Genomic DNA, 20293 nt, shown 5'->3' on the forward strand with positions numbered 1-20293 from the left:
AAAAACACCCCAATGAATTACCTCTGACTAGCACGCATTTGGGCGATTACGCTTCTTATACCAATGTTTACAAACTCAGTTTTGCAAGTTCGCGCTCTAATGCTTTTCGGCTAAAAAAGCCATGCTAAACTGCGGCTGTTCGCGCTTCGTTAAGCCGCGGCAGCAAGGCTACGGCTGCGCGGCAATCTGCACCCGAGTGCCAGCGGAATGGGCCGTAAACTCCGGAGCGTAGAGGCATTGAATCTGGCTGAGGCCGCCCGAAAAATCACCGCTTTGGGTGGCGCGCAGCCGGTACTCGAATGTGTGGGTGCCTTTGGGAAAGTAGCTAATAAAAAAGTTGGTGGCTGCATCGCGGGGGCTTTCATAGTACCCGAGGCCAGATTGGTAGCGGTACCCGGAAGTCTGGCTGATGAGTTCGAGACCCGCCGCGCGCTGATCTTTCAGATGCACATACTCCAGGTCCCGGTCGGAGCGCAGCACAAGGCGCACTACTAGCACGTCGCCTACCCGCAACGGCGAGGCGGTAGTCAGTCGCTCCAGCGTCGGGCCGCCGGCGGTGCGCTGCTCGCGATACAGTTGCCGCTCTAGCTGTAGTGGCGTGGCGGCGGGTGTAATCTTGTCTAGCTGCTCGAAATATTGCCAGTACAGGGCGCCCCACGCTACGCCGTTGTCGGTTTTCTTGACCACTACTTTTCCTTGGGCAGGCTTAATTTCCGCCGCCGAAAACGCGGTTTTGAAGTAGCCCGTACCAGCTTGCTGGCTGCTGGGCACTACGGACTCCCCTCCTACTGTCACTTGAATAGGCTGGGTAGGTTGCAACCAATCGGAGCCGCGGAGCAGCAGGGCATAGCAGGCATCGACGGTGGCGCGGGTGCTATTCCAGTTCTGGGTTTGCTTTTGCTTAAGCAGCCACAGCTTCATTTCATCGACCGACTTTTGGTCGTTGCGCACTTCGCTGTAGGCTTCGATTAAAGTGGCCTGGGTTTCGGTGGGTGCCTCGCGCCAGTAGTAGCCGCCGCGCACCTCTTTCCAATACATGCCGAGTTCCTCGCTGTGCAGGGCGTTTTCGGTGAGGGCCGTGAGAATGTCTTTCACCGCAGCGGGCTGTATTTTCTGGCGGTGCAAAGTCAGCGCAATTTGCGCTTGCAAATAGCGGGACTGACTTGGCCAAAACGTGGCGGCCTGCTGCTGATAATACGCGAAAGCCGGTTGAGCCTCCCGACTGACCGACTGCGTAAGCCAGAAGCTGCGGGCGTACAGAGCTTGAATCTGGGTGTCGGATACGTGATTTTGCTTCAGGTCCACGCCTTTCTGCCGGCGCAGCTCTTCGTAGTCGCGCTGAAGTTGGCCGTCGAGGTAGAGCACGGCTTGGTTCACGATTTGGCGGGCCTGCGCGTCCTGCTCTAGGTTCAGGGCTCCTAGCTTCTGTAGTTTGCCGAAACCAGCCACGATAAGTTGGGTGATATACCGGTCGTCGGGCATCTGCTCGAACCACGGGAAAGCACCGTTGGGCTGCTGCATCTTGGCTAGTTTAGAGAGGGCGCGGGTGGTTTCCGCTTTGAGGCGGGTCTCATCAAACAGCTCGGTTAGGCGGCGCATCCGCTCGGTTTCGGATTGGGCATCGCGCACCCACGGCGTTTCCTGGAGCAGCAAGAGTTTCAACTCCTGATTCTGCTCTAGCTTGCTGGTGAGGGCAACTTTGTCGCCGGCATGGGCGGCACGGTTCCACTCGGCTAGCACGGTTTTGAAGCGCGGGTTACCAACCAGAATTTTGGCGGCCACTAAGTTGGCATAAAGACGGCTGAACACCTGTTCGGAACACTCATAGGGGTATTCCATCAGATACGGTAGTGCCTGCACAGCGTACCAAGTAGGGTTCTGCGTCATTTCCAACGTGAGCGAGTAACTGCGGCGCGTGGGCGAAGTGGTGCTCGTGAGCTTCTTCAGCTCGAATTCGCGCGTGGCGGACCCTACAATGGGCAGCGACAAACTCTCCGTGACGAGCAAGCGGTTGGGTAGCACCGGTAGCGTATTTTCCTCGCCATCGGATACAGTTCCGAGCTGTTCGCTCTTGGCTTTCCGTTTCTCACTCTTGGTTTTGCGCGAAGCCTTACCAGCAGATTTCCCTTCTTCGCTCTCCATAGTTGGCTGCGCTTCCGCTACTACGCGGTAGGTTACAGCTTCGAGCGGCACTTGGCCTTCGGCGGTTTCGGGGATGGCGAGGCTCCAAGCTACGGCGCTACTTTGGTTGGCTTTCAGGTCGAACTTCACTTGCGCTGGGCCTTTGAGCAGCTTGCCGTCGAGGGGTTGCTGGGTGCGGGCATCGAGTAGGAAGAGCTGAGCCGTGCCGCGCAGAGACTGTGTGGTAAGGTTGCTGAGTTTGGCAGTGAGGACGAGTTGGTCGCCCTCCCGGAAGAAGCGCGGCGCGTTGGGAGTCACTTGCAGTTGCTTTTGCGTGACTAATTCGCGGCGCAGCAACCCGGAATGTAGTTGCTGATCGTGGGCCAGGGCCAGCAGTTGCCAGCGTGTTACAGCTTCGGGCATCTGGAATTCCAGCACGGTTTCGCCCTGAGCGTTGGTGCGCAGGTCAGGCAACCAAAAGGCCGTTTCGCGGAAGTCTTTGCGGGCTTGTACGTTGGCTAGGTCAGGCGCAGGATTCTTAGAGACAATCATAGTATCAGCATTACCTGCTACAACTTCCTCATCCTTCTTAATAACAGGCGGCGTAAATTTTATAGTCGACATTTTAGCTGGAGCTGCGGCCATTCTCATTGCACTATTGTTCTCCTTCGCTACTTGTGGGCCGACTACTTTATCAGCTAATTCTTTCTGATCAGGCAGTTCAGTTTCAAAAAGATCATCCTCGCCTAAATAGCCCCACATATTTATATGTGGGTATATGATATCCTCCTGCTCTGTGTCTGCGTATTGCTGCTCAAATAATTCCTCCGACTCCTGCGTCTGAAACTGTCCATTCCAGGCCAGCTCGGCCGGATAATACGGCGTCGACAATTGCAACTCCATGAAGGAATGCGGCCGGAAAGTATCTAATGATTTATCATAAAGCGAGGCCAGCAACTCGGCAACAGCCGGCTTGCCACCCGTCTGGTGGATGGTGACACGCCAAGTTTCTTTCTGGCCGGGTTGCAGCTTGTCGCGGAAGGTGGCAATACTCAGCACAAGTGGCGCGGGCGGCATAGTTACCTGCACAGTGGCCGAGTGGATATAGAGGCGGTTGTCGCGCACTTGCGTGAGGTGAACGTGGAGTTGCGCACCATCCAGCTGAACGGGAGCTTCAATTTCTACCACACGCTGCTCCCCCGCTTGCAGCGTCAGCCACTCGCGGCGCACGGTTTCACTTTTGGCCTCAGCTTCTAGGAGCAGTCGGGCTCCTGGTTCGGAGCTACCCACCAAGAAACGCGCTGCCTTACCAGGCACTACGCTGTCTTGCAAACTCACAAACCAGTCAGGAGTGGGCACGGGCAACGTGGAGGCAGTGGCCGTATAGAGCGTGAAATAATGCTCGTCCTTAACGGCGGGCGCTCCGGCTTCAACTAGGGCCGTGGCTTCGAGCACGTAGCGGCCGGGCGCCTGCTGGGCTAGCGGCGCGGAAAGGCTCGCCAATAGCGGCGACTTCTCAGTGTTGAAATCCTGCGTAAGCACGAGGGTCCGGGTCCAGGTGCTGTCGTTGTCTTCCTTGGCGTACGCATCAAGCGGGAACTCGCGTTTAAATTCCTCGCGGCTCAGGGCTTCTCGCTCGGGCCGTTCCCACACGCGGGGTCGCAGAGCGCGGACGGGCGGCGTGAGGCGGTAGAGACGCACCTGGCCGCGGGCGGGGCGGGCTTCGCCGGTGGCATTGGTGCTAAGCAGTTGAAGGGACGGTAGGTTCTCGCGGTTTAACTGCTCCGGTACGTCGAAGCGGAGCGTGAGGGCCTGGCTGCCGAGGCTAACGGACTGCTGGCCGGTGCGGGTTTCGCCGGCGGCATCAGTTACGTCGGCGGTTACCTCGAACACGTAGCCGGGGTTCCAGAAGCCACGCTTGGCGCTGCCTTGTGTCTCCCCCTTAGCCACGAATTTCACTTCAAAGCCTCCTGTCGAATCTGTTTGGGTGGTGCCATTGCTGATTTCCACCTCTTCGTTCCGGCCAAGACCGGGTCGGAAGGTGCGGCCGTAGTCGCGCCCAAACATCGGCCAAAAAGTGCGGCGCACTACGCGGTATTGCACCCGGGCCCCATCAATAGGCTGGCCGGCGTAGGCAGTGGCTTTGCCGCGTACCACCACTTCTTTGCCCAACACGGGGCTTCCCTGTGCCGGCTCCACCGTTACTTGAAACGTGGGCCGCTTGTAGTCTTCCACCGCAAACTGCACGCTGCCGTTATCGACTTGCAAACTCATTTCCCCGTTGAGCAGACTCGTGGGCAGCAGCACTGAGCCGTGGAAGCTGCCGTAGTCGGAGGTGGTGAAGGACAGCGTTTGTACTGTTTGCCCGTTCACATCTAGCAGGCGCACGGTTACGGGCAGCTTAGGAAGGATCTGGGACTTTCCGGCCAAAGTTTCGGTCAGGATGCCCTTGAAGTAGAGCGTCTGGCCAGGTCGATAGATGGCGCGGTCGGTGTAAAGAAACGTGTGGCGCTGCGGAAACTCAGAGGGACGTGGTTGGCGCGGGCCGTAATAGCCACCCTCCTGCGTCAGCAGCGAATCAGTTCCCTTAGAAAGGAGCATGGCCCGTAAAAACGTGTTCTGGCTCGGAGAGAATGTTACCGGAATCTGCACTTGGCCTTCGGCGGTGCTGGTTTGTGCGTCGCCGCGCCGTTGCTTGTAGCTTTTGGCCTTTTGATCGTAGTATTGAAACAAGGGCAGCGCCCGAACTCCGGCCAGCGTTTGGCCGCTTTGCCGATGTAGCACTAGCAGCTCTGCTCCTTCCTGCGTGGTAGATTGGCGGCGTATTTCGCTAAGCTCACTCACCCCAAGTTGGGTGTAAGCCGTGGCTATGCCGGCTCGCTCTTTCGTGGGGTTTTCATCTGCTGTGCTTAGCACAATGAGGTAGTGCCCCACCGGAAGGGCTGGGCCGCTGTGCTGTACCGAGTGGTTTTTATAATCAATTGGGCCCGGCGCCGAAAGTACCCACGCCGCCACGGGCTTAGCGGCCAAGGCCCGGGCGTAGGTTTTCGAGAAGTTGCGCTCTTCCTCGTAATTTCCTTGGCTAAGTTGCTGCATTCGCTGCGCCATCGTCACGCGGTACGCTTTGGCATAAAGCCGCGGCGCGTTGCGAACGTTCAGTCTCAGTAGCCACGGTTGGCCGGGCAGCACCACGCTTTCGGTGGTGAAGCGCAGTTCTACTCGCTCCATATTCTGCCGCAGCATCTGCGCCTGCCGCGCCCCATACGACTCCGGGAAACGCTTTTCAGCGAGCAAGGCTATTTCGCGGGCTTTGGCGGGTTCCTTTTCATTTAGATGATTAGCTAACTCAAATAAAATCTCCGCGCTAATCGGCAACGCCTTATACACCTCGGCGGTGCGTGTCAGGGCAGATTGATAGAGGCTATCCTTGTCGGGTAGTTCCGAGTGCTGCTGTACAAAGCGCAGACGTTTCAAGTCCACATCGACTAAAGCCGCCAGGTTTTTACTATCGGTGAGCCGGAAAGTGGTGAGTTGCTGCAATACACGCAGGGCATGCAATTGTCCATTCAAAGAATCGGCTTGTGGAGCTTGCAGCGGCAAACGGGCAAAATCAGAGGCTGAACCAAATAAGGTGGGGTTTTTCAATTCGAACTGTTCGGCCGGGCGCGTGACATAGTATTCGTCGTTTTGCAAACCGTCCACGGCGCGGTGGGCTAGCAGGTCGTAGAGCGTGGGGCGTAGGGCGCGGCCTTCGGTGTCGCCGCCCCGGATGGCGTACCCGAGGGCTTTCAGTGGCAGTTGCTGCTGACGGCGGGGTTCATCGGCGAGGGAGGCGCGGTAGTGGCGCAAGATGGTGCTGCCGAAGCGGGCGGCGTCCCAGGTACGCAGGTCGGCGGCGCTGGCATCGGCGGAGTCGGAACTGGCGGCGCGGGTACGGTCGAGGAATTGGTAGCGGTGTTGCTGATAATAATTTGCGTAGAGCTGGGCCAAGAGGCTATGCAGCATGGGCCGAGCCGGAAACTGAGCAGTCTTCAGGTCGGCTTCCACTAAGGCAATGGCCTTCTCATCGGCCTCTTCCTCTTTGGCATCCAGCAACCGTAACTTGTAGAGCAGGGCCCGCAAATACTCCGGCGCGTTCTGGCGCTGGCGGGCTTGCTGATAGATGGGTTCCAGCAGTTTGGCGGCCGAAGCAGTTTGGGCTTTAGCTAGCAGCTGGTCTATTTTCTTCCAGGTGGCGGCACTAGCCCCGTTGCTGGGCGGCGTGGGCGCCGAAGAGCCGGCAGTGAACAGCATGAGCAGGGCGAATAAGCTGAACAGGAAGAAACGCATGGGGTGGAATTGAATAGCCGGGCGAAGTTGACAAAATTCAGATGCCCGGCCGAGCTCTATTCCACACGATCCGGACAAAAAAATATTGCTAGCCGTTACTAAACGTCTTCAAAAATCAGCCCTTTCGCCTTGTTTACTTAGCTCGTCATTAGTACCTTTCTATGGTAATTATCCTATTGCCCCCCTGCGGTGCTCCTCGATTTGAAAAATCTCCCCATTTACGTCGAGGCACGCATCCACTGCCCGATGGAGACTCTTTGGGAGCACACTCAGCAGCCCGAGTTGCACCAGCAGTGGGACTTACGTTTCAGCGAAATCTCCTATCTACCCCGCCCCACCGAAACTGAGCCTCAGCAGTTTCTTTATGCTACGCGCATAGGCTTTGGGCTGGGCATTGCGGGCAAGGGCGAAAGCATGGGCACTAAAGAGAAAAACGGCGAACGAATATCGGTCCTCAAGTTCTGGTCGGATGAGTGGCTGTCGTTGATTAGAACCGGCGCGGGCTACTGGAAATACATTCCCACCGACAACGGCCTGCGCTTCCTCACCGGCTACGACTACCAAACTCGCTTCGGTCTGCCCGGTGCCGTGGTCGATAGGCTGGCGTTTCGGTCGCTTATTGGGTGGGCCACCGCTTGGAGCTTTGATTGTCTGCGGCTATGGCTGGAAAAAGGCATCCGGCCGGCGGTGTCGGTGCGACTCGCGCTTATGCAGTGGCTGGTACGGCTGGTGCTCGGGCTAAGCTGGATTTACCAGGGCGTAGTGCCCAAGCTATTGTTTCCGGATACTGGCGAGCTACGCATTTTGCAAGGTGCTGGCTTCTCCCTTACTGCAGCGCACCGCATAGCAACCGCCGTAGGCGTGGGCGAAATCGTGTTTGGGCTGCTGTTTTGGCTGTTGCCCCGCCGCGGCCTGCGCCTGGTGTATCTGCTCAATATGGTGGGGTTACTGGTACTAGGTGCCGGAGCGTTGGTCAGCCAACCGATGGTGTTTGTAGCGCCTTTTAATCCGCTTACTCTTAACCTGTGCATGATGGCGCTGGCCGCCATTGGCTTGCTCACACTTTCTGAGGAGTTGCCAAGCGCCCGCCGTTGCCTGCGTCGGCCACCCCAATAATTAGGTTCTACTGTCCCTATTCTACTTTCTTATGCAATCCATCTATCAGCAGCAACTTGGCTCCGAATTTCAACGGCTTCACCCCCGCATTCAGGAGCGGCTGGCGTTTGCCAGTGAGCACCAACGGGCTTTTATTGGCGAAGGCACTATGGAGCGGGTGTGGCACGGACCATTCTATACGCAGCCATTTTTGCGGGTGGGGTTGCTGCGCAATATCATGTTTCCCGACGCCGGCCAGAACATTCCTTTCCGCATCGAAAATTACGCGTATCTCGATCCGCTTGGCCGCGAAACAGTGACCTGGATTCGGCGCTTTCAATTCCCGAAGCATACCCGCTGCTTCGATGCCACCATGATTCGCAGCCAGCAGCGCGCCTGTATAGTAGATTACTTAGGCACCCACCAGCACCTCGCCGTTGATATCGACTTGGCCGTGACGGCGCGGGGTGGCTTGCAGTTGCGCTCCGGTGAGCAGCGCTTCTACGAAGGCCCTCTGAATTTTCGCTTCCCCATGCTATTTTCGGGCCTCGCGGAAGTGGAAGAATGGTACGACGATGCCGCCGACTGCTACCGAATCCAGGTGGAAGTGCGCAACAAGGTATTCGGCAAGTTCTTCGGCTACTACGGCTCTTTTCGACCCCGCTGGCAGTCGGTCGGCCCCGACCAGATTCCAGCGTACGCCCTACCCCGCCGCCACGAGCGGCGTGAGTAACACGATTTGTCTATCGTAATTCTTCCTTTATAGTTCTTCTCTTCAATGAAAACCACTGCTAGCTCTGCGCATTTACAGCTGACCGCCAACCAACGCAGGGTGGAGTTGGCGCGTCCTTGGGTGTTGGCCGCACTTTATGTAGGGCTGGCGCTAGCGGGCTGGTGGTGGCTAGCGGTGCCGGTAGCAGTAGCTGTGTGCTTGGCCGCCTTCGTACAGATGCACGATGCCATGCACAACGCCTTGGGGCTGCCCAAACCTATTAATGAGCGAATCCTGACGCTGAGCGCCTTGCTCATCCTCAAAAGTGGCCACGCCATGCAGGTTACGCACCTACGTCATCATGGCCGCTGCCTCACCGAAGACGACCCCGAAGGTGCCCCTGCCACGTGGCAGTTCTCCCGCGTGCTATGGCAAGGCCCCTGGCACATCCTGATGCTTCGCCGCGAGTCGTTACGCATTGCTCCAAATACCCGCCGCATTCAACTGCTGGAAACCGCCTTTACGGTAGTTCTGCTGGTTGCTTTCGTGGCGCTGTACTTCCTAACGGGCTCGTTGGTGGGAATTATTTACTGGGGCGTTGCCTTTCTCATGAGTGCCACCATGCCGGTTTGGGCATCCTACATACCCCACCACGTAGCCTCGCGCAATCCTGCTGCCCGGGCGGCAGCGGCCGTGGCGCAAGTCTGGACGCCGGTGGTTTCGTCGTTTGCCTTTCACCACGTGCATCACCATTACCCGCGCGTGCCGACCGCCTTGCTGCACCGCGCCGCTGCCGAGCTACCCCCGCCACCCGAGGAAGATCATCACTAGCAAGTCGGTCCGCTTTTTGGCCGCCCTTTACTTTCCGTTACCCGGCTTTCCGTCCAGCACCCGTTCGGCCTGAGCGACGTGGCGCTTCATGTGCTCGACGAGCATTTCTACCACATCCGTGAGGCGAGGCCAGAGCAACGGGATAATAGGATTGGGGATTCGTATGGAATTGGCATTCACGCGGCGAGCTTGTCTTAACAAGACCTCCAACTCATCGAGTTGCCGACTGAATACTTCCACCACTGTGCGGGGTAGACGCGCGCCAGTCGGGGCGTATTGCTGGGGCGCTTTCATGGCTTTTTGGCTCGGGGGCGTCCGCATGGCCTCGGTCATTTTGCGCCCAATGAAGCCGTGCTTTACGGTTTCATCGGGCGTACTACCGCGCTCCTGGGCTTGGTGTATCTTGCGTGTGATAGTAGGCAAATAGAGGCCGCCCACAATGTTAAGATGCTCTAAACACTGCCCAACACTCCATTTGTCAGGGCCCGGCCGGCGATTGAGTTGGTCGTCGGAGAGAGGCCGGAACCGCCGTTGCGTTATATCGCGCAGCCGAGCGAGGTCGGCGCTCAAAATATCGAAAAAGTCAACGGTACGGATAGGAGTCTGACTCATACGAGGGATAGGCGAATGGAAAGGGGCAGCAAACCAGTATGTAATGATACGGGCCACAATTGGCATCGGCAATGCTGATTGCGGACCTAAACGGATTCATCCTAAAATCCCGGTATCTTGCCATCATGCGTGCTTTTCAAGTTTCTATTTTCTGCCTGTTCCTGACGTTGCTACGAAGCGGCCTAGCACTGGCGCAGGCCGTACCAAACCCCGGCGAAAACATTGCCTCGCTCGTTACTTTCGGAGCGCAAGCCGATAAAAGCTGGGGCGACGACGACTTCACACAAACCTTCTTTTTTCTGATACCGAAGCAAAACCGGCAGCCCGTTTACATCCGCGTTTTCGACCCCGACTGTGGAGGTCAGTTCGATGAAATGCGGTTCAACTGGAACACTACCACCGAGTTCAGCTTGTACGGGGGCACTGGTGCCCACTCTGGGCCTGATGCCCGTGCCACTGAGCCAAAAGGCGGTTTCCGGTCGGGCACCTTGCTAAAGCAAGTGAAGTTCGGAGTCGACAAAGCGTATGACAACAAGTGGTACACGTTCGGGCCGCTCAATCCGCTGGAAGGTGAGCTAGTGCCTGAGTTCGACGGCTATGTATTCAAGATCATTGCGCAGGGCAAATCCGGCGACGATGGCAACCTATATCGGTACTTTCTGAGCACCAGTCCCACCCAGAATATTGCCGTAGAGGGCGGCAATGCCTTCACGTACGAATACGCGTTTCGGCTAGTGCCGCAACGGCGCGCTATCACGCACCTCTACCCTTTCGTCAACGACCGGGTGGTGAGTATCCGGCAAAGCAACTTCGACTTGGATGGCGACGTGAGCATCAAAATATTCAGCGTGGCCAAAAATGGGCACCCGGCCGAAGTCAGCCAAGACAACGTATGGGCCCGGAGCGTACACCCCATCAGCGACAAGGAGCATGGCCTCTCACTGGACATGCGTCTCACGTCTCTCACCAAAGAAGGCAACGACCTGGTATTCTACGTTACCGATCAGTACGATGTGGCCTTGCCCTTCTTCGCCATCCCTCTCGGTGGCCCGCCCCGTTATCGGTATGAGGTAGACGTTAAAATCAGAAAGTGATACAACCAACAGTGCCTTGAAATAGAAAGTAGGATTTGAATATTGCAACTAACTTCTCTCGGATGAAGATGATCCTAAGTAATTGCCTACCTGAACGGTCTTACTGAGCATGTGGCACCTCATGCCAGTGACCATCCTGCTGAGCTTGTCGAAGTATCTGGCTCGTGTGGTAAACTCCTTTCTATTACAACCTCGGCACGCGAGATGCTTCGGCTGCGCTCAGCATGACAATACCTTTGGCGACGTCAGCATATCAGATGCTTCGTCAAGCTCAGCAGAACAGGCTGGTTGATTAATGGCAGTGCGCATTCACACGTAGCCCTTTAAATGAAAAGGAAGCTCATTGCCAGATCAATTTCTAAATAGCTTATTGATAAGCCTGCTATATTTTTTACTTATTGAATACTCTACTATATGAAGCCTAGACGTTTGATTCGTCGTTATTTTGGCTTTTCACGCCGCGAAACATCTGGCTTTGCAGTGCTGTTGGGCTTACTGGTGGCGTTTTTGTCACTGCCGCTACTCCTACGCCCGCATTTGACCACGTACGATCCTACTGCGGATCAGCAACAGCTAGACGCCTTGGCAGCTGACCTGGCTGCGCAACGGGAACAGAGGCCGACATATGCCAGTCGCTACCCCCGCCGTACTTATCCGGCACGTGTGCGCGTGCCGCAGGTTCCACTTGCCCCATTCAACCCCAATAGCTTTATGAGCACAGATTGGCAAGCGCGTGGCCTGCCGCAGTGGTTAGCCGAAAGACTCGTGAAGTACCGTGATGTCGTGGGGGGCTTCCGGGCCAAGGAGCAAATTCGCAAAGCGTATGGCCTCTCCGATACCACCTACGCTCGGTTGGCTCCCTACATTCAATTGCCTGAGCAATTGCCGCCCCGCGAAGCTCGCACCTATGCCAGCCGCTATCCGACTACCAATACCAGCGCCACGGGGGCTTCGATGGCGTTGCCTGCCAGCAAGTTCGTTCGCAAGCCTCGCAACTTGCAGCCGTTCGACCTTAACTCTGCCGACACCACACAGCTTATGCAAATCCGGGGGATTGGACGCGGCCTTTCGGCCCGGGTAGTGGAGTATCGTCAGCGCCTGGGTGGCTTCCAAAACGAAGAGCAAGTAGCGGAAATCTACAGCCTGCGCGACGCGCCCGACCTCGTGGACAGCTTGCGTAAATACACGTTCGTGCGCCCCGGTTTCACGCCTAGCTCGCTCGATGTAAACAATGCCCCGTTCGAGGTACTACAGGGCCATCCTTACATGGGCAAACGTTTAGCCCGGGTGGTGGTAGCCTATCGGCAGCAGCACGGCCCCTTCCGCCAACCCGCCGACTTGCGTCAAATCCGTATTCTCGATGAGGTCACGTTTGCCAAGCTTCAACCTTACGTAGTGATTAAGTGAGCATTTATTTGGCGCATCAGCTAGCTCTCTGATTCCTCATTAGCTCGAACCTCAGTGTGTTCTTTGTTGAAGCTCCAATTTAAACGGAGGAAACCAAACTGTGCCACTTGACAAATGGCTTCGTATACATCCGAGGTTATTACGGCTTTGCTATCTCACTTCAATACCAAAAAATGTTCTTTCTGCTACGCGATAAGCTATTCCCGGTCTTGGTGTTTCTGCAATCCGTTATCTGCGGGTGCGCACAAGACGAAGGGCGTGGCGACTTTTCACGGGTGCGGCAAGATTATGTGGTGCGGCAAATAGGCAAAATGTCGAAGACCATATTGGTGGAAAGCTCAGGCTTTGCCGTAGCCGACGAATACGGCGACCTGTGGACGCACGGCGACGGTGGCACGGCCGCGTCTCTTTATAAAGTCACGCCGCAAGGCGACTTGCTGCAAACCCTCGACCTGAGTCCTCTGGTCAATATCGATTGGGAAGATCTAACGCGCGACGACGAGGGTCGCATTTATATCGGCGACTTCGGCAACAATCAGAATAAGCGTCGCAACCTCGCCATCTATCGGCTTAGCGGTACCAGCTTGCGCCAGATTGATACCATTCGTTTCCGCTACCCCGACCAGCGCGCCTTCCCACCTCGCAAAACCGAGCGCAACTTCGATTGCGAGGCTTTCTTCTACCGTCAAGATAGTCTCTATCTGTTCACTAAAAATAGAAGCAAAAGCAATTGGGTGAAGATGTACGCGCTGCCCGCCCGCCCCGGCTACCACGTAGCTACTCTTCTCGACAGCATCAAAATCAATACCTGGATAACGGCCGCTGCCCTCAGCCCTGATAGCCGTACGGTGGCCCTGCTTGGCTACGGTCACGTGTACTTATTAGAGCGCCAACCCGGTCGTCGACTTTTCGACGGTCCTAAAAGCTGCTTGCCCATTCCAAGTTCCGGCCAAACTGAGGCCCTTGCTTTCCTCGACAACAACACCTTCGTCTTCAGCAACGAAAAGGGCCGTATTTATCAAGCAACTAAAAAGCCGGTAGTCCAGACGAAAAGGGAAACTAAATAACGCTGTTCGGTAACGTCATTTAGCTTCCCTTTTCGTCTGAACTACCGGCTAATACACTTATAACTACTCCGCCTTCGGATCGGTGTTTTGAGGACCTGACTGACCGGGGGCATCCGTTTTGGGGCCAGCGGGGTCGTTGTAAGACCCACCGCGGCTACCAATACCGGTGCTCGTATTGCCTTGCTCGCTTTGCTCACCGTCCGTGCGTACATAGCCCGTCCGCGACTCGTCGGCATCGCGGGCAGGATCTGATTTGGTATACTCGTTGGCACCCGATACCGCCGGCTGGTTGGGTACAGCGGCCGGCTCGGCCTGGAAGCCACCAGGAGTTTCTGCCACTTCTTTGGAGTCGGCGGGAAGGTAGCCATCTTCCTCCTGATTGCGCTGGCCGGTTAGGTTGGCTCCAGCATTGCCAGCTGCCGCACTTCCTACCAACGACGAACGGCCATAATCTTCGCTATAGCCGCCGCCCGTGTGCTGCGGGGCATCGTTGTCGTTGGCGTAGTCGGGCGAGACAGTGGAGCCATTTGCAGGAGTTTGCGGCTGAGTCCCGAACGAGCTAGAACTACGGTTGGTGGGGGTGCTAGCTTCGGAGCCGGTGTTGTTTTCGGTTGTGCCACCGTCGTAGCTGCCGCGGGTGGGAGGCGCGGGGTTTAGCTGGCCGCCGTACACTTCGTCGGCGCGGTATTGGTTGCCATAGCCACCTTGGGTGTGGCCGTGGCCGTGCGGTCCAAACTCGCCTCGGCCGGGGCTGGCCTGCTGGTTTTCGGTGCGGTCTTCGTCGGCAAAGGCCTCGGTGATGCTGTTGGTAGCCTCGCTGCCTGGCACCTCATGCGGGTCGAAAGCAGGTGTTGTCGGCGTGGAGTTAGCGGCCGGGGTGGCGTGGTCGGGGTTCGGATTAGCTTGAGGTTCCATAAGCAAACGTGCAGGAGGTGAATCAACAACTGCCAAACTGAGGCAGGATAGTCAGGTAGTTACTGCTACGCTTCTGCTGTTGCTGGGGTTGGAATTGGTGCCCTTGCGTTGGGTGAGTTCCAAAATACCCCTTAGATTTACCCGCATCTTTTTACCCTTTCCACTACCAAATCAACCTTATTACCCTTATGAAAACCGGGAAAGTGAAGTTTTTCAATGAAGCCAAGGGGTTTGGCTTTATTATTCAGGATGAAAACAGCCAGGATATTTTTGTGCACCAGACAGGCTTAATTCACGAAATACGCGAGAATGACCGCGTTTCATTCGAAGTTATCGAAGGCAAAAAAGGTCTGAACGCGGTTAAAGTAGAGCGTATCGCAGTATAGCTACTTTAAGCTTCCCTCTACGAAAGACGCCCCGGTTTCCAAACCAGGGCGTCTTTGTTTTTTAGAAAAAAAGCCGGAACTGTTAGCCAAACGGGGCTTTCTACGGGAAGAAAACGGGTTGCTTAGGGTGTGGCGGCTTTTGCTTTCGCTACCCGCACTCCTACTGCCATCAGGCCCGGTAGTTGGTTTTGGCGCATGTACTGCTCCAGCACAATCTTGTAAGTACCCGACCGCTGAAATTTCTGGTTGGGAAGCGCCAAAAACTGATGGTCGTAGATGTCGCCGGTGCCTTTGCCGCGGGGTTCCCCGTTTGGGGGTCCATCAGCAGCATCTGGTGCAACAGTTGCGACACTTGCTTGTTGGCCGGGTCGGTGAGGGTGTGCTTCACATACAAGTTGTAGTACCCATAAGACGACGCGTTGCGAATGTTGAAGTACACATCGTAGCGCTGGGTGGTATCTGCAATATCAAACGTAAAGGCTGGCTTCTGCTTCACTGACCACGTGTAATTGTCGAAATCAATGTTCTTCTCATACACCTGGTTCGGGTCGCAGGCAGTTAACAGCACACTCAAAAACAGCCCAAGGGCCGGCAACAAACGAAACGTACGCATAGATAGTAAAGGCAACTTAGGAAGCAGCGGGAGAAGCAGAAGGCGAACCAGGAGCGCCCCCATCCGGACGACGCCCACCACCCCGCCGGCCCGAACGGCCTCCTTCGCGAGGCGGACGACCGGCGTTGGCGCTGCCTTCGGCACCGCTAGGGCGGCTGGCTCCACCTTCTCCGGCTCCCGGCGTGGCAGTTCCTCTTCCACCGCGACGCTCGCCGCCTTGGCGTGGTGGGCGGGGTTCGGTGCTACCGGCAGGTTTGCTGCCCTCAACTGTCGAGGTCCGTTTGCCTTCACTAGTGCGCGGCTGCCCTTCGCCACGGGTTCCGTCGGCGGAGTTGCTGGAGCGGTTGCGGTTGTTGCGCCGGTTTAGGGGCCGGGCCGCTGCTCCCCGCGGACGACGCGGTTCTTCACCACTCGCGGCTGGCTCTGGTGCTGCTACCACAACAGGCTCGTTGGCCGCAGCCACAGGCCGGGCAGTGCTGGTCGGCCGGTTACCTCCTTCGCGAGGAGCAACTGAAGCCGCTACGGCATCCTCGGATTTATTTTTCTTTTTACCCCGCTTGCTGCGCTTACCTGACTTGATTTTGTCGTCGAGACGCTCCAATGAGCCCTCTACGATGGCCGTTACTTCGGGCGCTTTCTCTTCTTCGCGCACGGGCACCAACAGCGTTTCCACTTTCTCGCCGCGCTTGTTCATTTCTAGCACCTCACGCACGCGCTCAGTAGGCAGAACCACCCAGTTGTTGTCGCCGCGCACAGCAAACCACATTTTCTTTTTGAAGATGTCGGTCTTTTGCAGCACGTAGTCGCCTTTCTCAGTTTGCAGTGGGCGCTGCACCTGCGGAATATCCTTCAGTGCATCGAGGTAGGTGTCGAGTTCGTAGTTGAGGCAGCACTTAAGGCGGCCACATTGGCCGGAAAGCTTAGCCGGGTTCAGACTGAGGTTTTGGTAGCGAGCAGCGGTAGTGCTTACGCTCTTGAAATCGGTTAGCCAGGTAGAGCAGCAAAGCTCGCGGCCGCACACTCCAATGCCACCGAGGCGGCCGGCCTCATGGCGCAGCGAAATCTGGCGCATCTCTACCCGCACGCGAAACTCGTCGGCGAGGCGCTTAATCAGGTCCCGGAAGTCCACCCGGTCCTCGGCAGAGTAAAAGAAGGTGGCGCGGGTGCGGTCGGCTTGGTATTCCACATCGGAAAGCTTCATGCGCAGGTGCAACTCATCGACCACGGTACGGGCCCGGAACATGGTACCCATTTCTAGGTCGCGCACAGCGTTCCAGCGCTCCATATCCGGCTCGGTAGCCACGCGCAAGATGTTGTGGATGTCTTTGGAGTCGAGAGGCACTTTCTTCTTTTTCATCTGCAAGCGCACCAATTCGCCCTTGAGCGAAACGTGGCCCAAATGCCAGCCATTGCCACCTGCTTCCACTACCACCGCGTCGCCAGTGACCAGTGGTAAGTGATGGGTATTGCGATAAAAGTCTTTGCGTCCGCCCTTGAAGCGGATCTCTACAACATCAAAGCCTTTGAAGTCACTAGGGGTGTCCAGATCCTGGAGCCAGTCGAACACATTAAGACGGGTACAACCACTACTACAACTGCCTTTCGAGCCACAGCCCGAGGTAGTAGTAGAGCAGCCACCGCCAGTAGAACAGGAAGTACAAGCCACAGCGAAAGATCTATATAGTGAAGCAGCGTCAGGCGCCGCGAAAATTCAGTTTCTACAAAGATACATAATTCGAAAGCGGGGTTCAGCCTGACCCGTTTAACTCTGATCCGGGGTCAAAAACAATAGACTAAACTGCGCCGCTAGCCATGTCTCAACAGTTCCTTACCTACTTAAACGCAAAGAAGCCTGCTAGATGCAGGCTTCTTTGTAGCACAACAAAGTAGGGGAGCCTAAGGCTTCAGCACCACTTTCAAGCAGTTGTCCTTTTTGTTGCGGAAGATGTCGTAGCCGTGGGCAGCTTCTGACAGTGGCAGGCGGTGCGAGATAATGTCGTCGAGCACTACTTTGCCTTCTATCACATATTGGAGTAGTTTGTCGATGTGCTTTTGCGCGGGTGCTTGGCCACCGCGGATAGTAATACCTTTATCGAAGAACTGGTGGATAGGGAAATTGTCGAAGGGCGAGCTATACACGCCCAACACCGTCACGACACCGCCGCGGCGTACGGCGCTCATACAAGCTTCCAGCACTTTCGGCGAGCCTTTTTCGAGGTTTAGTACGGCTTTGGCGCGGTCGAGCAGGTCACGGTCGGGCTCGAAACCTACGCACTCTACACATACATCGGCGCCGCGGCCTTCGCTCATATCCCGGATTTGCTGTACTACATCCTTAGCGTTTTCCCACAGAATAATTTCCGAGTTCGTCGCCTTCTTGGCTTTATCAAGGCGATACTGCTGCGTATCGACGAGCACGACGCGTGCCGCCCCGCGCAGCCATGCCGACTTTGCAGCCATAATACCCACCGGCCCCGACCCGAAAATGGCAATGAACTCGCCACCTTTCACATCAGCCCAATCGATGCCGGAGTAGCCCGTTGGGAAAATATCGGTCAGAAACAATGCCTGCTCATCGGTCAGAGAATCGGGAATAACGCGCGGGCCAAAGTCGGCGTAGGGCACGCGCACAAACTCGGCTTGGCCGCCGTTGTAGCCTCCATAAATATCGGTGTACCCAAAGAGGGCACCGCCTTTTTCGGTCATCAGTCCTCCCTCAGGGCCATAATGTTCAGGGTTGGAATTTTCGCAGTGCCCGGGCAACTCATGATTACAGAAATAGCAAGTACCGCACGCAATAGGAAACGGCACTACCACCCGGTCACCGACTTTGAGTTTATTGCCAACTCCTTTACCTACTTCCTCTACTATCCCCATGAACTCGTGCCCTAGCACCATAGGACGAGGCTGTGGGATGCTGCCGTTGTAAATGTGCAAGTCGGAACCGCAGATAGCTGTGCTCGTGACGCGAATAATGGCGTCGCGGGCATCTTCAATTTTAGGGTCATCTACGGTGTCGACGCGAACGTCTTTCATCCCATGATACACGAGTGCTTTCATAGCTAGGTTAGGTTTTGGATGTAGAAGAGGAGCAGAGCGGCCGAAGCCAATGCAAGGCTAACGGTGGCGCTTAAGCCAGAGTTGTTGTTCCGTTCCCCTCTTTACCTAGTTGCGACTTACAAAGCTACCATGCTACACAACTCTAAAACCCATAATACACTATCTATAAACAGGTTACACATTATCTACAAAGCCAAGCAATTGCTTTTCATCGCCAATAATGCCAGAATCTAGTATGTACCCACTAATAGCAGTGTAATAACGAGTACACCACTGAAGCTCTGCTTGTTATTAAACTGAAACCGCTACCCCTAGCGTGGCATGGCGGTTTTGCCCCACAAAATTGTAGTACTGCTATTTGTTGGCTGGTTTATGCGCCCAGCTTATATACTTGGATACCAGCCGACGTGAAAATGTAAGCGTAGCCCTCCCCTAGCAGCACTTGCCGCACGTCGGCAGCTGGTACCGGCAAAGCCAAGGCGCGCTGTGTGAGGTTATAAAGGTGAAAAAGCTGCAAGGCTCCATCGGCTAAGAAATACAACTCGTCGCCTTGAAAGCCAATAGTAGTAAGGTTGAGAAAGGGCAACTTTTTGCGGTAGTTGCCCAAGTTATCGAACACATAAATCCCATTCACTCGGTCAACCAAATACAGATTGTTCTGATACTTACGCAGAAAACGAAAATCGGGACGGGAACGGCCGATAAGCAGATCCAGGGGCGTATTGCGGGTGTTGCGCGGCTGCGTTGGATCGAACTGGCGTAGTGTCAAGTCCGATTCGTTCAGTAGCCATATTCGGTCATCGGGAGCTAGCGTGGCGGCGCGGGCAGTACCTTCCAGCAAATCCAATAGGTTAAGTTGGCTGATGGGGCAGCAAACCGGTCGAGCATCAAGAGTTCCTGCCGGTCGTCGTAGAACACCAGAACCTTGGTGGTATTCCAAGCTTCAATTTGGGCTACGTGGCCCGGCTGCGGCGGCGAGTACGTGTTGAGGGCTTGGCCGTCGGGACCGTACTGATGCACATTGTTTTGGGCATCGGCCACATACAAAGTGCCACGCCGATCCAACGAAGCTACTCCGGGTCGCGGCAAGGCAACACTGCGCACCAGCGTCCAAGAAGCAATAGCCGGAGGAGTTTCGCCAGGCTTTGCTACCGAAGACGGTGCTTGGGCAGGAGCGGGCTGTTGACCAGGAGGCGCCACCGATGCTGGAGTAGGCACAGTGGTTTGAGCAAGAGTTGGCGATACCCCAAAAGCAGCAAGCAGTAGAACTATGGGCAGAAGATGCTGCCCGTGCAGCTTACTGCTTAGTCTCGAAATGCTGCAGAACCAGGTCAGTGCCATCATACACGCCATACGAGCAATAATTGACCCATTCGCCGAGGTTCATGTACCGGCTCCCGGGAGCTACTGCTACGTCTATTGGTAGATGGCGGTGGCCAAATACGTAATAATCGTGGTGAAAGAGCTTTTCCAGTTCCCGGCAGTAAATCAGCAGCCACTCCTCGTCGCCGTAATATTTTTCATCTTCCTTGGTGTTCTGAATCCGGCTACGACGGCTCCAGCCATTTGCCAAGCCAATACCAAAGTTGGGGTGCAATCGCGCAAACAGCCATTGCGCCACCGGCGAGGCGAAAATACGCTTCAGTATTTTGTAGGTATGGTCTTTCGGTCCGAGCCCGTCGCCGTGCCCAATGTGAAATTCGCGCCCTCCAATCTGTTGGCTAACCGGATGACGCAGGATAGGGATACCAAGTTCTTCGGTGAAGTAATCGAACATCCACATATCGTGGTTGCCCGTGAAAAATGTAATTGGCACCCCAGCGTCAGTCAGCTCCGCGAGTTTGCCTTGCAAGCGAATAAAGCCCCGTGGAATGGCGTGCCGATACTCAAACCAGAAGTCGAAGATGTCGCCGAGCAGGTAGATGGCGGCAGCATCAGGCGCAACAGAATCTAGCCAGCGCACAATACGTCGCTCGCGCGCCAGCGAACTGGCGGCATCGGGCACTCCAAGATGGAAATCGGAAGCAAAATATACGCGCTGGCCAGGGGCA

16 protein-coding genes and 1 pseudogene are annotated in these 20293 nt (G+C 56.0%); 7 read left to right on the forward strand and 10 right to left on the reverse strand.

Translation table 11 applies throughout. The features are described 5' to 3' along the window. Nucleotides 1–168: 168 nt before the first annotated feature. Nucleotides 169–6450: an alpha-2-macroglobulin family protein gene (locus MUN86_RS18255; RefSeq protein WP_245119477.1), complete on the reverse strand. Its 6282-nt coding sequence runs from the start codon at nt 6448–6450 to the stop codon at nt 169–171. Between the two features lie 246 nt (nt 6451–6696). On the opposite strand from MUN86_RS18255, the gene MUN86_RS18260 reads away from it, so the two are divergent. The 3 genes from MUN86_RS18260 to MUN86_RS18270 are packed head-to-tail and all read left to right on the forward strand — an operon-like array spanning nt 6697 to nt 9088. Then, entirely contained in the window at nt 6697–7566 is an 870-nt protein-coding gene (locus MUN86_RS18260) for a DoxX-like family protein (protein WP_245119478.1), read from the forward strand. Nucleotides 7567–7597: 31 nt separating this feature from the next. Continuing rightward, nucleotides 7598–8278: a DUF4166 domain-containing protein gene (locus MUN86_RS18265; RefSeq protein ID WP_245119479.1), complete on the forward strand. Its 681-nt coding sequence runs from the start codon at nt 7598–7600 to the stop codon at nt 8276–8278. Between the two features lie 45 nt (nt 8279–8323). Continuing rightward, nucleotides 8324–9088: a fatty acid desaturase family protein gene (locus tag MUN86_RS18270; protein ID WP_245119480.1), complete on the forward strand. Its 765-nt coding sequence runs from the start codon at nt 8324–8326 to the stop codon at nt 9086–9088. Between the two features lie 27 nt (nt 9089–9115). On the opposite strand, the gene MUN86_RS18275 is transcribed toward MUN86_RS18270, so the two are convergent. Next, nucleotides 9116–9700, reverse strand: coding sequence for a DinB family protein (locus MUN86_RS18275; RefSeq protein WP_245119481.1), 585 nt, complete (start codon nt 9698–9700; stop codon nt 9116–9118). Between the two features lie 125 nt (nt 9701–9825). On the opposite strand from MUN86_RS18275, the gene MUN86_RS18280 reads away from it, so the two are divergent. The 3 genes from MUN86_RS18280 (at nt 9826) to MUN86_RS18290 (ending at nt 13268) form a co-directional block, all read left to right on the forward strand. Further along, on the forward strand, nt 9826–10794 hold the full coding sequence (locus MUN86_RS18280; RefSeq protein ID WP_245119482.1) for a hypothetical protein: 969 nt from the start codon (nt 9826–9828) through the stop codon (nt 10792–10794). Between the two features lie 414 nt (nt 10795–11208). Next, a complete protein-coding gene (locus MUN86_RS18285; protein WP_245119483.1) occupies nt 11209–12201 on the forward strand; it encodes a ComEA family DNA-binding protein in 993 nt (330 codons plus the stop codon). Between the two features lie 173 nt (nt 12202–12374). Continuing rightward, nucleotides 12375–13268, forward strand: a complete 894-nt coding sequence (locus MUN86_RS18290) for a hypothetical protein (protein WP_245119484.1) — start codon at nt 12375–12377, stop codon at nt 13266–13268. 63 nt (nt 13269–13331) lie between these two features. Here the strand turns inward: MUN86_RS18290 and MUN86_RS18295 are convergent, their stop codons facing one another. Further along, the gene (locus MUN86_RS18295; protein ID WP_245119485.1) at nt 13332–14183 is read right to left on the reverse strand and encodes a hypothetical protein; all 852 of its coding nucleotides are present in this window, start codon (nt 14181–14183) and stop codon (nt 13332–13334) included. A 188-nt stretch (nt 14184–14371) separates the two neighbouring features. On the opposite strand from MUN86_RS18295, the gene MUN86_RS18300 reads away from it, so the two are divergent. After that, nucleotides 14372–14569, forward strand: coding sequence for a cold-shock protein (locus MUN86_RS18300; protein ID WP_245119486.1), 198 nt, complete (start codon nt 14372–14374; stop codon nt 14567–14569). 122 nt (nt 14570–14691) lie between these two features. Here MUN86_RS18300 and MUN86_RS18305 read toward each other — a convergent pair whose 3' ends face one another. From MUN86_RS18305 to MUN86_RS18335, 7 genes and pseudogenes are all read right to left on the reverse strand, one after another. Next, on the reverse strand, nt 14692–14829 hold the full coding sequence (locus tag MUN86_RS18305) for a gliding motility lipoprotein GldH family protein (RefSeq protein ID WP_245119487.1): 138 nt from the start codon (nt 14827–14829) through the stop codon (nt 14692–14694). A gap of 104 nt (nt 14830–14933) precedes the next feature. Then, a pseudogene (locus MUN86_RS18310) lies at nt 14934–15245 on the reverse strand (gliding motility lipoprotein GldH family protein); the annotation flags it as partial. After that, complete coding sequence (locus MUN86_RS18315) at nt 15199–16749, reverse strand: regulatory iron-sulfur-containing complex subunit RicT (protein WP_245119488.1); 1551 nt, start codon at nt 16747–16749, stop codon at nt 15199–15201. The gene MUN86_RS18315 and the pseudogene MUN86_RS18310, both read right to left, overlap by 47 nt. A 329-nt stretch (nt 16750–17078) precedes the next feature. After that, nucleotides 17079–18242, reverse strand: coding sequence for a zinc-dependent alcohol dehydrogenase (locus tag MUN86_RS18320; protein ID WP_245119489.1), 1164 nt, complete (start codon nt 18240–18242; stop codon nt 17079–17081). Nucleotides 18243–18612: 370 nt separating this feature from the next. After that, nucleotides 18613–19083, reverse strand: a complete 471-nt coding sequence (locus MUN86_RS18325; protein WP_245119490.1) for a hypothetical protein — start codon at nt 19081–19083, stop codon at nt 18613–18615. Continuing rightward, nucleotides 19050–19460 (reverse strand): hypothetical protein, encoded by a 411-nt coding sequence (locus MUN86_RS18330; protein ID WP_245119491.1) that lies wholly within the window; start codon nt 19458–19460, stop codon nt 19050–19052. Before MUN86_RS18330 ends, MUN86_RS18325 begins: the two co-directional genes overlap by 34 nt. 79 nt (nt 19461–19539) lie before the next feature. Beyond that, nucleotides 19540–20247: a UDP-2,3-diacylglucosamine diphosphatase gene (locus tag MUN86_RS18335; RefSeq protein ID WP_245119492.1), complete on the reverse strand. Its 708-nt coding sequence runs from the start codon at nt 20245–20247 to the stop codon at nt 19540–19542. Between the last annotated feature and the right edge of the window lie 46 nt (nt 20248–20293).

This window comes from Hymenobacter volaticus (assembly GCF_022921055.1).
Lineage (GTDB): Bacteria > Bacteroidota > Bacteroidia > Cytophagales > Hymenobacteraceae > Hymenobacter > Hymenobacter volaticus.

What these genes read in the sequence shown, in the direction of transcription:
- MUN86_RS18255 (WP_245119477.1), bottom strand. Translation starts at nt 6,450, where the DNA reads ATGCGTTTCTTCCTGTTCAGCTTATTCGCCCTGCTCATGCTGTTCACT.
- MUN86_RS18260 (WP_245119478.1), top strand. Translation starts at nt 6,697, where the DNA reads ATGGAGACTCTTTGGGAGCACACTCAGCAGCCCGAGTTGCACCAGCAG.
- MUN86_RS18265 (WP_245119479.1), top strand. Translation starts at nt 7,598, where the DNA reads ATGCAATCCATCTATCAGCAGCAACTTGGCTCCGAATTTCAACGGCTT.
- MUN86_RS18270 (WP_245119480.1), top strand. Translation starts at nt 8,324, where the DNA reads ATGAAAACCACTGCTAGCTCTGCGCATTTACAGCTGACCGCCAACCAA.
- MUN86_RS18275 (WP_245119481.1), bottom strand. Translation starts at nt 9,700, where the DNA reads ATGAGTCAGACTCCTATCCGTACCGTTGACTTTTTCGATATTTTGAGC.
- MUN86_RS18280 (WP_245119482.1), top strand. Translation starts at nt 9,826, where the DNA reads ATGCGTGCTTTTCAAGTTTCTATTTTCTGCCTGTTCCTGACGTTGCTA.
- MUN86_RS18285 (WP_245119483.1), top strand. Translation starts at nt 11,209, where the DNA reads ATGAAGCCTAGACGTTTGATTCGTCGTTATTTTGGCTTTTCACGCCGC.
- MUN86_RS18290 (WP_245119484.1), top strand. Translation starts at nt 12,375, where the DNA reads ATGTTCTTTCTGCTACGCGATAAGCTATTCCCGGTCTTGGTGTTTCTG.
- MUN86_RS18295 (WP_245119485.1), bottom strand. Translation starts at nt 14,183, where the DNA reads ATGGAACCTCAAGCTAATCCGAACCCCGACCACGCCACCCCGGCCGCT.
- MUN86_RS18300 (WP_245119486.1), top strand. Translation starts at nt 14,372, where the DNA reads ATGAAAACCGGGAAAGTGAAGTTTTTCAATGAAGCCAAGGGGTTTGGC.
- MUN86_RS18320 (WP_245119489.1), bottom strand. Translation starts at nt 18,242, where the DNA reads ATGAAAGCACTCGTGTATCATGGGATGAAAGACGTTCGCGTCGACACC.